Below are 12,789 nucleotides of genomic sequence, written 5' to 3' on the forward strand. Positions count from 1 at the left end.
ATCACTCCCGCCCGAGTATCGCGGCGGCGCTCTCCACACCCTCGCGGGTGCCGATCACGATGAGGGTGTCCCCGCCCGAGAGGCGGAAGTCCGGTGCGGGCGACGGGATGGCCTCGGCCCTGCGAAGGACCGCCACGATGGAGGCACCGGTCTCGGTGCGCATCTGGGTCTCGCCGAGCAGCCGCCCGTTCCAGTGCGAGGTGCCCGCGATCTCGATGCGCTCGGCGACCAGGCCCAGATCGGTGGTGTGCAGGAGATTCGGGCTGTGGTGCGAGGGCATCAGCGCGTCGATCAGTGCGGCCGCCTCGCCGGAACTCAGCCGCAGCGAGAGCGCGCAGGCGTCGGGGTCGTCGGCACGGTAGGCGCTGAGGGTGCGCGCGCCGTCCCGGTGCGCGACCACCGAGATCTGGCGCTGTTCTCGGGTGGTCAGGTCGTACCGGATGCCGATGCCTGGAAGCGGCGTCTGGCTCAGGCGTGATGCGGGCACAGCTCTCCCTCTCATGCTGCTGATGCGAATGGGCGTCAATAAAGCGTTAAGGTCACCCTATCGGCCGGATCTTTGCCTGAACTTGGTGGTAGCCGCCGCGCCTCAGGACTAGAGGGGGAGGGCTATGGCTGACGCTCTGCCAGCACCGTCTCGACCGAATCGGCCTCAGCGGGCGACTTGTCCTCGCGGTAGCGCACGACCCGGGCGAAGCGGAGCGTGACGCCGGCCGGGTAGCGGGTGGACTTCTGCAGCCCGTCGTAGGCGATCTCGACGACGAGTTCGGGGCGTACGGTCACGAGGAATCCGTCGTCGCTGACGGCGAGCTCGCGCAGCCGCTCCGTCTGCCAGGCCAGCATCGCGTCGGTCATGCCCTTGAAGGTCTTCCCGAGCATGGCGTACGTCCCGTCGGCGCGCCGGGCGCCCAGATGCAGGTTGGAGAGCTTGCCGGTCCGCCGCCCGTGCCCCCACTCGGCGGCCAGGACCACGAGGTCCAGGGTGTGCACGGGCTTGACCTTCAGCCAGCTCGCGCCGCGCCGCCCTGCGCTGTAGGGGGAGTCGAGCGCCTTGAGCACGACTCCTTCGTGGCCGCGCCGCAGCGTGTCGGCGAAGAAGGCGTCGGCGTCCCGCCGTCGGGCCTCGTCCTCCGGCTCGTCGACGACGGTGCGGCGCACCCGCATCGGTTCCGGGACGAGCCGGGCCAGGCGTGCGTGCCGCTCGGTGCACGGCAGATCGAGCAGGTCGAGCCCGTCGGCGTACAGGGCGTCGAAGAAGACGGGGGAGAGGGGCAGCTCGGCGGCCGCGGTGGCCACGTCGACGCGTGAGCCGACACGTCCCGCGACCTCTTGGAAGGGGCGCGGCCTGCCGTCGCCGCCGAGGGCGATCACCTCTCCGTCGAGAATGAACCGCTCGCCCCTCAACTCCCTTGCCACAGCGGTGAGTTCGGGAAGCCGGTCGGTGATGTCGTCGAGGGTGCGGGTGTAGACACGTACGTCGTCCCCGTCGCGATGCACCTGGACGCGGATGCCGTCCAGCTTCTCCTCGACCGCGCACGGTCCCAGCTTGTCGATGCCTTCGCCCACGGAGGCGGCGCCGTGCGCGAGCATGGGCAGGACGGGCCGCCCGAGGCTGAGCCGGAACTCGTCAAGGGCGGCGGGCCCACGGGCGAGGAGCGCCTGCGCGACGGGGCTCACCGCCCCGGCCAGCATCACGGCACGCCGCACCGCGGTGGCCGGAACCTCCGTGGCGCGAGCGAGCCCCTCCACGGCGATGGCGTCAAGCGCCCCCTGCCGGACCTCGCCGGTCAGCAGCCCGAACAGGAACCGCTGCTCCTCGGCGGTGGCCGCGCCCATCAACTCCCGGATGAGGCGCTTGCGTTCGGCCTGGGAGCCGGGACCCGTGACGGCACCGATGGCGGTGAGGGCGGCGTCTGTGCCCCGGACGGTCAGGGTGGGTTCGCAGGCGGGCTCGACAGGGTCCTTGAGCAGATTCCACCCGATCCCGAGACGCCCCTGCGGAAGCCGCCCCGCCAGATACGGGATCACGACCGGGACGTCGTCCGGCTCCGCGGCCCGGAAGAGATCGGCCAGGAGGGCGATCTTCCCCGAGCGGGCGGAGGTCGTGGCGACCGAGTGGGACACATGGGCTAGCCGGGCCAGGAGCATGTGTCTCCCTTTCCCCGGTCGCACCCGTTCCTGACACCTTTTCCGCCGGGTGGCGGGTCCCCGGTGACCGGCGGTCGCCTAGCCCGGTGACCGGCGGCCACCCCTCTGTCATGGGGTGTGGCAGATGTAGGTCGGCCCTATCCAGGGCTCGCAGACCGGCTCCGGGGGCGGTGTGGGTTCAACCGGTGTCGGCGTCGGCTCCGGGGGAGGGGTTGGGTCGACGGGCGTCGGTACAGGGGGAGTTGGGTCCACCGGTGTCGGCGTGGGGGTCGGAGTAGGCGTCGGTGCAGGGGGCGGAGGCGTCGGAGTGACCGGTTCGGTCGGCTCCGTCGGGGTCACCGGTTCGGCCGGTTCCGACGGTTCGGCAGGCGTCGGCGGTGCGGGCGGGTCTGCCGGGTCCGCGGGCGCCGGGGCTTCCGGCTCCGCCTGTTGCTGCTGGGGCGGTGGCTGTGGTGCGGGTGACTGCTCCTCTGCCGGGGCGTCCTGCTCGGCGGGTGCGGCCGGAGGTGCCGGTGCCTGCGGTTCCGCCGGGGCGGGCGGTGGCTTCTCGGCCGGAGTCGCAGGGCGCTCCTCGCTGCGAGGCGCCGGCGCCTCCGCGGCCGGTGGCTGGGCCGGCCTGCTCTCCACCGCGGTGGCCCGCTGCGGCGGTGCCGCGTTGCCGGAGCCGCCGAGCACGAGCCCCGCCACCACGGCCGCCCCCGCCACCGAAGCGCCGACCACGCCGACCGCTGCGGCCGGGAGCTTTCCCCCGCCGGTGAAGACGTGACGTACGCCGTGCAGGAAGCCGCCGTGGCCGCCGGGTGCCGAAGCGACCCCCGCTGCCCCTGCCAGCGGCACGAGGAACTTGCCCGCGCCGCCCAGGACGAAGATCAGCAGCGCCGGTCCGACCAGCGCCGGCAGTCGGTCGTTGGCGCGGGCGAGCAGCGCGAGCCTGGCCCGGCAGTCGGCGCAGCCGTCGAGGTGGGCAAGGAGACGCTCGGACTGCCGGGCCGATGCCTCGCCGCGTATGTGGCCGGGTATGCGGTCCCAGTGCTGCTCGCACGCGGGATCCTCCGGCGTACCGGGATGGGCGCGCAGAAACGCCTGCCGCATCCCTTCGCGCGCCCGGTGTAGCAGCACGGCGGTCGCGCCCTGCCCGGCCCCGATCCGGCGCCCGACCGCCTCCAGCGGCTGGCCCTCAGCCTCCGCGAGCCACAGCGCCTTCACCCAGCGCTCGGGCAGCTGGCCGAGGACCCGGCCGAGCAGGTCCACGGAGGAGACCCGGTCGCCCGGATCGTCCGCGCCGTCGCAGTGCACGCCGACCCGCTCCGCGGACTCGACCGTCCGCGGGTCACGTGGCGTCTCGCGGGCCGCGCCGCGCCCCACCGCGGCCGCGAGGTGCCGCACCGTCGTCATGAGATACGCGGGTACGTTCTCGATCTCGTGCCCGGCCGAAAGCCGCCGCCAGACGCGGAAATGCGCCTCGGCGACGAGGTCGTCGGCGATCCAGGCGTTGCCGGTCAGCGAGCGGGCGTAGGAGACGAGGCGCGGCTGTTCCTCCCGGTAGAGGCGGGCGTAGGCGGCCGTGGCGGGCACGGTCACCGGCCCGTCGGCGGGGGCCTCGGCAGGGACGTCGGACATGGCAGAGCACTCTCCCGTTTCCACTGCGGGGGATTAGGACGAGTTCGAAAGCCTAGGTCAGAAATGTCTGACTTATGACGCGAGAGTGGCGTAGGTCACAGGAACTCCTGGCGTGTCGCCGTAATGCACGCGCTCGCCGCGGACTCGTTCAGGCGCGGAAGGAACCAGACCGCGAAGCGGAAGCCTTACGAGAAAGAGGAGCCGATCATGGCCGTCATCCTTGAGCAGCCCGCCCGAGCCCGCCTGATCACCCCGGAGGGGCGCGAGCGCGGCCTGTCCGTCACCCTCCGGTACTCGTCGGCCGACCCCCTGGCCGCTCAGATCACCTTCCCGTCCGAGGCCTCCCTCGACGGCGCGGAGGTCACCTGGATCTTCGCCCGTCAGCTGCTCGAGGAGGGGCTGCGCGCCCCCGCGGGCAGCGGTGACGTGCACATCTGGCCGTGCGGTCGCGCGCGGACGGTCCTGGAGTTCCACGCGCCGCAGGGCCTGGCCCTGGTGCAGTTCGACCGGGCCGTGCTGCAGCGGTTCCTGCTGCGCTCGTACGCCGTCGTCGGCGCGGGGAGCGAGGCGACGGGGCTCGACCTGGACCGGAACCTCGCGCGTCTGCTGGGCGGGGTCTGAACGCCGAGCCCACCGGACTCGACGGGCGGATCGTCCGGCCCTCGCCTAGCGTCGTATCGGGGGCGGTTTCCAGGGGGTCTCAAGCCCATGAGTTCCGCATTTTGGTGCGGAGGTGGAAGGCATGCACCGGATGGTTGCGCCCGCGCTGGCCGTCGCTTCCGTCGTGGCCGTCGTCGCCGGGAACACGGCCGGCAGCATGGCGAGCGGTGAGGCGGCGAGCGGTGAGGCGGCGATCACCACGGTGAGGTTCACCGCGGAAGAGCGCCGCGAGACCCTCGGGTACTGGACGGCCGACCGGATGCGCAAGGTCGCCGCCGATGTCGACCTCGGGCACGACGCCGCATCCGTCAAGCCCTGGAGCGGCCCGGCGATGAAGACGGTCGGGCGGCTCTTCTTCACCAACGAGCAGGGCCAGGATTCCTACTGCACCGCCACTGCGGTCCGCAGCCGCAACCATTCCGCGGTGATGACCGCAGGGCACTGCGTACAACTGCCCGCCTCTCCGGGAAACCACTACAGCTACATGGTCTTCGTGCCGGGATACGGCGAGGGCAAGCGCCCATACGGGGTGTTCGCGGTCCGGGCCTCCGTGATGCCGCGCAGTTGGGAGCGAGGCGCCAAGAACGACGTCGCCGTCGTCGTGGTGGACCAGCGGAAGGGCAAGTCGCTGACCGACACGGTCGGCGGGCAGGCCGTGGCCGTGGACCGCAAGCCGGGCGGCAAGGTGACCGTCTTCGGCTATCCCGACAGCCAGGAGCGGCGCGGCGAGCGGCTGATGTACTGCGCGGGCACCACGTCGGCCGCGCCCCAGGGCAAGCAGAGCGTGCGCTGCCCGATGGAGGGCGGGTCGAGTGGCGGGCCCTGGCTGGCCGGCTTCGACGAGAAGTCGGGCCGGGGAAAGCTGGTGTCCGTGAACAGTTTCGGTGACACGGCCGAGGGCGGTTCGGCCATGGAGGGCGAGGTCCTGGGCGCCACCGCGGGTGAACTCCTCAAGCGGTCACAGCAGTTGTGATCAGTGCCGAGCCCCGTTCTCCGCTTCCCCTGTTTTAGGTTAGGCTGCCCTAACTTATCGACGGCTTCAGGTCGCTCAGGGGAGGGGACCACGATGGGACACGGCTGGGAGGGGGTGGTCCTCAAGCTGTTCCGCGGCAAGGACTTCGAGTTCACGGTGACCGGCACCGAAGACGTCACCGAGCACTACCGGCGCCTGCACCTGACGGACGGCGGCATGCTCGCCCTGACCGGGGTGCATCCCACGATGTGGGTGCGCCTGTGGTTCGACCACGCGGGCAAGAGCCACCAGCGCGCCTACACCCTGGTGAACCCCGACCCGGACAGCGGAACCTTCAGCCTGGAGTTCGCCCTGCACGACGGCCGCGCCAGCGACTGGGCGCGCAAGGCCGCCCCCGGTGACACCATCGAGGCCACGCTGCAGGGCACCGGCTTCGAGGCGCCGCAACCGCAGCCGTCACGGCTCCTGGCGATCGGCGACACGGCGGCACTCCCGGCCCTCAACTCGCTCCTGGCCGCCCTGCCCGGCGTACCGGCGACGATCTGGTTCGAGACCCGGCACGCCGAGGACCACGACCTGGACCTGCGCCTCGACCCGGCCCTGCACGAGCTGCACCGGGTGGAACGGCGCGCGTCCGGCGCCCATCTGGTCGACGAGGTCAAGGCCGCACTGCCCGCCCTGGTCCAGGACCCCGCCGACGTCTACGTCTGGATCACCTGCGACACGACGACCACCCGGGCCCTCGCCTCATACGTAGGCAAAGAGCTGAACGTCCCGAAGCACCGCGTGCACGCGCTCGGCTACTGGCGCCCGGAGAAGGGGTAGCCGGCTCGGCTAATCGCGCCCGGAGGAGCGGTAGGCGCGGGCCGTCCGCCGCCGGATCATCAGCACCGCACCCACAAGGACCACTGCTGAGCCCGCGCCGACCAGGAGGATCGCGGTCCAGTCCGAGTCGTCGGACTCCGGACTCGGCGCGGCGGGGGCCGGACCCAGCGCGGTGCGCGACTGCTCGCTCTGGGACAGCAGTGAACCCACCGGCTGCACGCGCCCCGCGGCCTTGAAGCCCCAGTCGAGCAGCCACCGCGCCTCTTCGTACACGGCGTGTCCGCCGCCCTCCTGAGGGTTCATCACGGAGACGACCAGGGTGCGGTTGCCGCGCTGCGCCGCGCTGATCAGGGTGTGGCCGGCACGGCTGGTGTAGCCGTTCTTGATGCCGATGAGGCCGGGGTAGCGTGCCACGCCGTCCGCGCCGGTCAGCAGGCGGTTGGTGTTCCGGATCGGATGGGACCAGTTGCCGTGGGGGAACTGCGCGAACGGCGTGGCGCAGTAGCGGGCGAACTCGGGGTCCGCGAGACCCGCCCGGCCGAAGACCGCCAGGTCGTACGCCGATGAGACCTGCCCCGCCGCGTCGTAGCCGTCGGGGGAGACCACATGGGTGTCGCGGGCGCCCAAGGCGCGGGCCTTGGCGCGCATCTGACGGACGGTCTGCTGCCAGCCGCCGTTCAGCTCGGCGAGCACGTGAACGGCGTCGTTGCCGGAGCTGAGGAAGACGCCACGCCACAGATCGGAGACGCGGTAGCTGCGGCCCGCCTCGACACCCACCAGGCTGCTGCCGTCACCGACGCCGGAGAGCTCGCTCGCGGAGACCTTGTGGCGGGCCGCGGCGTCCAGGTGGGGGAGGGCCGTGAGGGCGAAGAGCGACTTCAGGGTGGAGGCGGGCGGCAGTTGGCGGTGCGCGTTGTGCGCGGCGAGCACTTCGCCCGTACGGGCGTCGGCCACCAGCCAGGACAGCGCCGAGACGCCGTCCGGCAGCGCCGGTGCGCCGGCGCCCGGCTTGGCCTGGGTGCCGGGCCGGTCGAGCAGGGTCGAGGAGTACGCGGGCACCGGCTTGGGCGGTGCGGGCTCGGCCGTGGCGGCCGCCGCGAAGGGTGTGGGCAGGAGGGCCAGAGCAACGATTGCGAGGGCCGCGGTGCGGACGGATGAGGAGCGCGGAAGGTACCTGATGGCCATTCAGCCACCGTAGGAGCACGGCCAGAAGTCCGCAGGTCAGCTTGGTCCGGCTGGATGTATCGGGGGGTGAGGGACGCTGCCGGGCCGGGGCCGGCGGGCGTCGGTCAGGGCCGCCGCGAGGGCCGGGAGGGCCGGCTTCGGCCAGTGGCCGAACGGCCGCCCTTCCCGAACCGGCACTCTCTGCCCACACTCCTTGGCAAGGACGGCGGAGGGGGCACCGATGGCCGCTCGACGGGGACGGCGCACGGCGGAGAGCAATCGGCGCGAGGCGGGCGCCCTGGTCGTCGCCCTGCTGCTCCTGGTGGTGGTGTTCTGGTCGGTGGTCTGGCCCTACGCGGCCGCCGTGCTGCTCGTCGGCGGCCTCGGAGCCGTGGCGTGGTGGCTGTGGCGCACGGACCGCATGGCGCGCGGGCGGGATCGCGAGTGGCGCGAACACGAGGCGGTACGGGCGGGGCACCGGACCCTCGCGGATGTGGACGTGATGACCGGCACCGCCTTCGAGGAGCATGTCGCCGGGCTGTGCCGCAGGGACGGATGCACCGAAGTGCGCCGCGTGGGTGGCGCCGGCGACCAGGGCGCCGATGTGATCGGGCGGCTTCCGGACGGCCGGAGCATGGTCGTCCAGTGCAAGCGGTACGCCCCGAGCGGCACCATCGCCAGCCGTGAACTGCGCGATCTTCTGGGCTCCCGCGTGCACTTCGGGGCCGATGTGGCGATCTTCGTGACGACCACACGGTTCAGCCGTCCCTCCGCGGCGTTCGCGGCGACGCACTCGATCGCCACCGTGCACCGCGACCATCTGGGCCTGTGGAACAGCGGAACCCCGCTGGATTCGATCCTCGACGTCAGCGCCGCGGGGCAGGGCGACGGCCGGCACCGGGCCCGCTGGAAGAGGACGTACGGATAGTGCCGCCGGCCACCCTCCGCGGACTGTGATCCCGGTCACCATCAGGCCCGTTCCCCATTACTTTCCCCTAGGTACCTAATGCCCCGGCGCAGATAGCTTCCTTCAAGTCCGCAGCGGACGGGCAGAAAGACCAACCCATGGGGAGCGAACATGATCGTGGTGACCGGAGCAACGGGCAATGTCGGGCGGCCGCTTGTCAAGGCACTCGTCGCGGCGGGAGAACGGGTCACGGCCGTCTCGCGTGCGGTGTCGGAGACGGACGTCCCGGCGGGAGTGCGGCATCTGCGGGCGGACGTGGCCGATCCGGAGCGGCTCAAGCCCGCGCTCGACGGTGCGGACGCCCTGTTCCTGCTGACGTCCGGCGACTTCACGCTGGCCGACGGCGATGTGCACGGCGTCCTCGACGCCGCGCGGTCCTGTGGCGTCCGGCGGGTCGTCCTGCTCTCCTCCCAAGGCGTCGGAACGCTGCGCCATCCACCGGCGTACGAGGAGGCCGTCAAGCGGTCGGGCCTGGAGTGGACGGTGCTGCGGCCCGGCGGCTTCGCCTCGAACGCGTTCCGCTGGGCCGAGACGGTCCGCGCGACCCGGACGGTCGCCGCGCCGTTCGGCGATGTCGCCCTGCCGGTGATCGACCCGGACGACATCGCGGCGGTCGCCGCTCTCACGCTGCGGGAGGCCGGGCACGCCGGTGCGACCTACGTGCTGACGGGGCCGGACCCGGTCTCGCCGAGGCAGCAGGCCGCGGCGATCGGGGACGCGATCGGCGAGCCGGTGGGGTTTGTGGAGCAGAACGAGGAGGAGGCACGGACACAGATGCTGGCCTTCATGCCCGAGCAGGTGGTGCAGGCCACCCTCGCCATCCTGGGCTCACCCTCGCCCGACGAACAGCGGGCGAGCCCCGACGCCGAGCGGGTCCTCGGCCGCCCGCCCCGGCCCTTCGCCGAGTGGGCGGCGCGCAACGCCGCCGCCTTCAAGTAGCGGCACACGGCGGTGACTTGATCAGCCGCGCGGGCGGACATGGAGATCGAGGCCGCTCGTCCCCGGTGTCTCCACACCCGGAAGGAGGCGCATGTCGTGGTCGTAGTCGCCGCCGACGAGCGAACGGAAGGGGACCGGCTCGTCGGTGAAGAGGCCGTCGAGCCGGCGCCCGAACTCCCGCTTCGCCGCAGCGAACCGCTCATCGGGCAGCTCGTTCGCCTCGTACACGGCGAACGGTTCCAGCGGTGCCATGCCGGTGAACCAGGACAGCCCGTGCTGCAGCGGATACAGGACGTCCGTGAGCCGGCCATGGATTCCCCGGTCGGAGAACGACGACTCACGGGCGCCGAGCGTCACCGACACGAGCGCACGCCGCCCCGCGAGGACGCCCTCGCTGTAGGGCGGCGGGACCGCAGGGCCGTAGCCGAACCCGCTGGTGAACACCCGGTCGATCCAGCCCTTCAGGATCGCGGGCACCGAGAACCACCACATCGGGAACTGCAGGATCACCGCGTCCGACCAGCGCACCTTCTCCTGCTCCGCCGCGATGTCGGACGAGAGACGGTCGGCGAACGTGTCCCGCTCGGAGGCGGCCATCACATGCAGTCGCTGATCCCCGGCGTGACCGGAGAAGTCGTCGGCGTCCACCGTCGCCTTCCACTTCATCGCGTACAGGTCGGAGACCCGCACCTCGTGCCCCGCCGCGCGCAGTTCGTCGACCGCGAAGGCGGCCAAGGAGGCGTTGAGCGAACGGGGTTCGGGGTGGGCGCTGACGACGAGGATCTTCTTCGGGCGGGGCGGCGTGGTGGTGTTCATGGAGCCACGATCTCCGGGCGCGCCCCGGTCAGCCAGCACCCTGTTCGACCTCGGAACGCCGATCCTGGTACTGCCAGGGCCACGCATACTTGGCCCATGAACGGCGTGAGCGGTGTGAGCGGTGTGAACGGCGAGGACGACATGGGCGGCACCGGCGGCGGGACCGGCGGCACGGGGCGGGACCTCGGCGGGTTTCTGCGGGCCCGGCGGGGGCGCGTGACGCCGGAGCACGTGGGGCTCACCGGCGGTCGCCGCCGCCGGGTGCACGGGCTTCGCCGTGAGGAACTGGCCCAGCTGGCCGGGATCAGCGTGGACTATTACGTACGCCTCGAACAGGGCCGGGCCACCCAGCCGTCCGCCGAGGTGCTCGACGCGCTCGCCGGGGCGCTCGGCCTCGGCACGGCGGAGCGCGCGCACCTCACCACACTGGCCGCCGCCCGTCGCGAGCCTCCGCCCACGGCCAGGGTCAGCCCCCTGCTGCGACGGATCCTGGACGCCCTGGGCGATTTCCCCGCCTTCGCGACCGACCACCGCCTCGACGTGGTGGCCTGGAACCCCCTGGGCGCCGAACTGATCGGCGGCCTCGCCGACCCGGCCCGCCGCGACCGGAACAACGCCAGATTCCTCTTCCTCGACCCCGCGTCCCGTCTCGTACACCCCGAGTGGGAGGACCGTGCGGCGGAGGCGGTGGGCCAGCTGCGCGTCGCCGCGGGCCGCTACCCGCAAGACACGGAACTGGCCGCGCTCATCGCCGAACTGACCGCGGCCAGCGGCGAGTTCCGGCGGATCTGGGACAGCGGCGAGGTCGTGATGTGCGCGGCGGGCCGCAAACGCCTGCGGCACCCGGCCGCCGGGCTGCTCACGCTGAACTTCGAGACCCTGCACGTACCGGCCGCACCCGGCGAGACGGGTCTGGTGGTGCACGTGTTCAGCGCCGACGAGGACAGCGCGGAGGCGACCGCCCTCGCCGGACTCGCCGCCCTCGCCGTGAGCTGATCCAGCCGTAGCGCCCCAGCCGCGCGGAAAACCTGGTGCCACTGTGCGCGGTGATCGCTACGGTGGAGTTGTCCAGGTGCGCAGGGGCGGGCTACTTCCACTGTAAATGGGGCGGTCGCGGGTTCGAATCCCGTCGTCGACTTCGGGTCGGCGTAGCTCAGCGGCCAGAGCACCACGTTGCCTGCACCGACTCTGATCTCTGGACTTTCGACGCGAGCCGTCTGCCCTGCCGCACAGCAGGGCAGACGGCCGCATTCGCCGACTACTTCGGCAGGTTCGCCTCGATCGCGGCGAGCACCTCGGGCGCGTCCGGCTCGGTCTGCGGGGAGAAGCGCGCGACGACCGATCCGCTTGCGTCGATGACGAACTTCTCGAAGTTCCAGCGGATGTCTCCGCTGTGCCCCTCGGAGTCGGCGGTGCCGACGAGGTTGCCGTACAGCGGGTGGCGGGCATCGCCGTTGACGTCGACCTTCTCGGTCAGCGGGAAGGTCACGCCGTACGTCGCCGAGCAGAACTCGGCGATCTCCTCCGAGGTGCCGGGCTCCTGGCCCATGAACTGGTTGCAGGGGACGCCAAGGACGGTGAAGCCGCGGGCGGCGTACTGCGCGTGCAGTCGCTCCAGGCCCGCGTACTGCGGGGTCAGACCGCACTTGGAGGCGACGTTGACGATCAGGACCGCCTTGCCCAGGTGCTGGTCCAGGTTCGCGGGGCCACCCTGGAGGGCGGCGATCTCGGCATTCTCGTAGACAGACATGTTTGGGAGCCTACGCTCAGGGCCCGGCGCCGCTCACGCCGCCTCCGTGCGGTTCAGCCGGCCGCAGGCGACCAGCTCGACCGTCACCGCGACCGCGATCGCCTGGACCGCCATCAGGGCGATCAGCACGAAAAGCTGCACCGCGCCCGCGAGGGCGGGAGACGCGCCGCCCAGGAGCATGCCGACGAACGCTCCCGGCAGCGTGACCAGGCCCACCGTGCGGGTCTGGTCGAGTCCGGGCAGCAGGGCGTCCGAGGCGGCGGGGCGGATCACCTCCAGGCGGGCGTCCCGTGCGAGCAGGCCGAGGGCCAGGCCCGCCTCGAACTCGCCGTTGCGGGCCCGGAGTTCGTCCAGGGCCCGGCGGCCGGCAAGCACGGTCGCCGTCAGCGCACCGCCGATGAGGATGCCGGTCACCGGGATCATGGCGATGCCCCGCACCGGGAGCAGCCCGGCCAGCGTCAGGCCGGTCACCACCGGGACGACGGGACCGGCGATCGGCAGCGCCGCCCACCACCAGCTGCCGTTCTCGGTGATGCGCCGCCCCGCGGTCCGGGCGGCGACGGCGAACATCAGGAGCAGGAAGGCGAAGAGCGCCGCCAGGTGATGGATCACCCAGCCGATCGCCAGGGACACCACGCCCAGCTGCGCGGCCGCCCGCACCCCGGCCACCACGATCTCGCGCGCCCTGCCGTACGAGCCGTCGGGGGACAGTCGGAACACGGCGGCCGTCGCGGCCGCGACAAGGAGCAGCACGAGCAGCGCCGCGCCGAGCGTCGCATTGACCGGAAGCAGGGCCTGAGCAGCGAGATCACGCACCCGCCCACCCTAGGCGGCGGCGCGCCCAGGAGATCGGAATCGGCCGTCGCAACCTGCGCGAGCGGGTCGTCGAGGGAGTGCCCAGGATGTGAGGATGCCCGAGGAACATGT

At 72.1% G+C, this 12,789-nt stretch carries 13 protein-coding genes; 6 read left to right on the forward strand and 7 right to left on the reverse strand.

The window, feature by feature from the left end:
- Window position 1: 1 nt before the first annotated feature.
- The 3 genes from OG453_RS42490 to OG453_RS42500 form a co-directional block, all read right to left on the reverse strand.
- Window positions 2–487: a TrkA C-terminal domain-containing protein gene (locus tag OG453_RS42490; protein WP_266874146.1), complete on the reverse strand. Its 486-nt coding sequence runs from the start codon at window positions 485–487 to the stop codon at window positions 2–4.
- A gap of 122 nt (window positions 488–609) precedes the next feature.
- Window positions 610–2,148: an ATP-dependent DNA ligase gene (locus OG453_RS42495; RefSeq protein WP_266874147.1), complete on the reverse strand. Its 1,539-nt coding sequence runs from the start codon at window positions 2,146–2,148 to the stop codon at window positions 610–612.
- A 108-nt stretch (window positions 2,149–2,256) separates the two neighbouring features.
- A complete protein-coding gene (locus OG453_RS42500) occupies window positions 2,257–3,768 on the reverse strand; it encodes a sigma-70 family RNA polymerase sigma factor (RefSeq protein ID WP_266874148.1) in 1,512 nt (503 codons plus the stop codon).
- A gap of 207 nt (window positions 3,769–3,975) precedes the next feature.
- Between OG453_RS42500 and OG453_RS42505 the strand changes: the two genes are divergently transcribed.
- From OG453_RS42505 to OG453_RS42515, 3 genes are all read left to right on the forward strand, one after another.
- The gene (locus tag OG453_RS42505) at window positions 3,976–4,389 is read left to right on the forward strand and encodes an SsgA family sporulation/cell division regulator (RefSeq protein WP_266874149.1); all 414 of its coding nucleotides are present in this window, start codon (window positions 3,976–3,978) and stop codon (window positions 4,387–4,389) included.
- Between the two features lie 121 nt (window positions 4,390–4,510).
- On the forward strand, window positions 4,511–5,401 hold the full coding sequence (locus tag OG453_RS42510) for a serine protease (protein WP_266874150.1): 891 nt from the start codon (window positions 4,511–4,513) through the stop codon (window positions 5,399–5,401).
- Window positions 5,402–5,494: 93 nt separating this feature from the next.
- A complete protein-coding gene (locus OG453_RS42515; RefSeq protein ID WP_266874151.1) occupies window positions 5,495–6,226 on the forward strand; it encodes a siderophore-interacting protein in 732 nt (243 codons plus the stop codon).
- Window positions 6,227–6,235: 9 nt separating this feature from the next.
- Here the strand turns inward: OG453_RS42515 and OG453_RS42520 are convergent, their stop codons facing one another.
- Window positions 6,236–7,411, reverse strand: a complete 1,176-nt coding sequence (locus tag OG453_RS42520; RefSeq protein WP_266874152.1) for a D-alanyl-D-alanine carboxypeptidase family protein — start codon at window positions 7,409–7,411, stop codon at window positions 6,236–6,238.
- Window positions 7,412–7,631: 220 nt separating this feature from the next.
- On the opposite strand from OG453_RS42520, the gene OG453_RS42525 reads away from it, so the two are divergent.
- Together OG453_RS42525 and OG453_RS42530 are read left to right on the forward strand one after the other, a co-directional pair.
- Window positions 7,632–8,318, forward strand: a complete 687-nt coding sequence (locus tag OG453_RS42525) for a restriction endonuclease (protein ID WP_266874153.1) — start codon at window positions 7,632–7,634, stop codon at window positions 8,316–8,318.
- A gap of 150 nt (window positions 8,319–8,468) precedes the next feature.
- The gene (locus tag OG453_RS42530; protein WP_266874154.1) at window positions 8,469–9,296 is read left to right on the forward strand and encodes an NAD(P)H-binding protein; all 828 of its coding nucleotides are present in this window, start codon (window positions 8,469–8,471) and stop codon (window positions 9,294–9,296) included.
- Window positions 9,297–9,317: 21 nt separating this feature from the next.
- On the opposite strand, the gene OG453_RS42535 is transcribed toward OG453_RS42530, so the two are convergent.
- The gene (locus OG453_RS42535; protein ID WP_266874155.1) at window positions 9,318–10,112 is read right to left on the reverse strand and encodes an NAD(P)H-dependent oxidoreductase; all 795 of its coding nucleotides are present in this window, start codon (window positions 10,110–10,112) and stop codon (window positions 9,318–9,320) included.
- 96 nt (window positions 10,113–10,208) lie between these two features.
- Here OG453_RS42535 and OG453_RS42540 point away from each other — a divergent pair, with 96 nt between their 5' ends.
- Entirely contained in the window at window positions 10,209–11,108 is a 900-nt protein-coding gene (locus tag OG453_RS42540; protein ID WP_266874156.1) for a helix-turn-helix domain-containing protein, read from the forward strand.
- Window positions 11,109–11,370: 262 nt separating this feature from the next.
- On the opposite strand, the gene OG453_RS42545 is transcribed toward OG453_RS42540, so the two are convergent.
- Both OG453_RS42545 and OG453_RS42550 read right to left on the reverse strand, forming a co-directional pair.
- On the reverse strand, window positions 11,371–11,862 hold the full coding sequence (locus OG453_RS42545) for a glutathione peroxidase (protein ID WP_266874157.1): 492 nt from the start codon (window positions 11,860–11,862) through the stop codon (window positions 11,371–11,373).
- A gap of 33 nt (window positions 11,863–11,895) precedes the next feature.
- On the reverse strand, window positions 11,896–12,678 hold the full coding sequence (locus OG453_RS42550; protein ID WP_266874158.1) for an ABC transporter permease: 783 nt from the start codon (window positions 12,676–12,678) through the stop codon (window positions 11,896–11,898).
- Between the last annotated feature and the right edge of the window lie 111 nt (window positions 12,679–12,789).

The organism is Streptomyces sp. NBC_01381, assembly GCF_026340305.1.
In the GTDB taxonomy this organism is placed as follows: domain Bacteria; phylum Actinomycetota; class Actinomycetes; order Streptomycetales; family Streptomycetaceae; genus Streptomyces.

What these genes read in the sequence shown, in the direction of transcription:
- OG453_RS42495 (WP_266874147.1), bottom strand. Translation starts at nt 2,148, where the DNA reads ATGCTCCTGGCCCGGCTAGCCCATGTGTCCCACTCGGTCGCCACGACC.
- OG453_RS42500 (WP_266874148.1), bottom strand. Translation starts at nt 3,768, where the DNA reads ATGTCCGACGTCCCTGCCGAGGCCCCCGCCGACGGGCCGGTGACCGTG.
- OG453_RS42505 (WP_266874149.1), top strand. Translation starts at nt 3,976, where the DNA reads ATGGCCGTCATCCTTGAGCAGCCCGCCCGAGCCCGCCTGATCACCCCG.
- OG453_RS42510 (WP_266874150.1), top strand. Translation starts at nt 4,511, where the DNA reads ATGCACCGGATGGTTGCGCCCGCGCTGGCCGTCGCTTCCGTCGTGGCC.
- OG453_RS42515 (WP_266874151.1), top strand. Translation starts at nt 5,495, where the DNA reads ATGGGACACGGCTGGGAGGGGGTGGTCCTCAAGCTGTTCCGCGGCAAG.
- OG453_RS42520 (WP_266874152.1), bottom strand. Translation starts at nt 7,411, where the DNA reads ATGGCCATCAGGTACCTTCCGCGCTCCTCATCCGTCCGCACCGCGGCC.
- OG453_RS42525 (WP_266874153.1), top strand. Translation starts at nt 7,632, where the DNA reads ATGGCCGCTCGACGGGGACGGCGCACGGCGGAGAGCAATCGGCGCGAG.
- OG453_RS42530 (WP_266874154.1), top strand. Translation starts at nt 8,469, where the DNA reads ATGATCGTGGTGACCGGAGCAACGGGCAATGTCGGGCGGCCGCTTGTC.
- OG453_RS42535 (WP_266874155.1), bottom strand. Translation starts at nt 10,112, where the DNA reads ATGAACACCACCACGCCGCCCCGCCCGAAGAAGATCCTCGTCGTCAGC.
- OG453_RS42540 (WP_266874156.1), top strand. Translation starts at nt 10,209, where the DNA reads ATGAACGGCGTGAGCGGTGTGAGCGGTGTGAACGGCGAGGACGACATG.
- OG453_RS42545 (WP_266874157.1), bottom strand. Translation starts at nt 11,862, where the DNA reads ATGTCTGTCTACGAGAATGCCGAGATCGCCGCCCTCCAGGGTGGCCCC.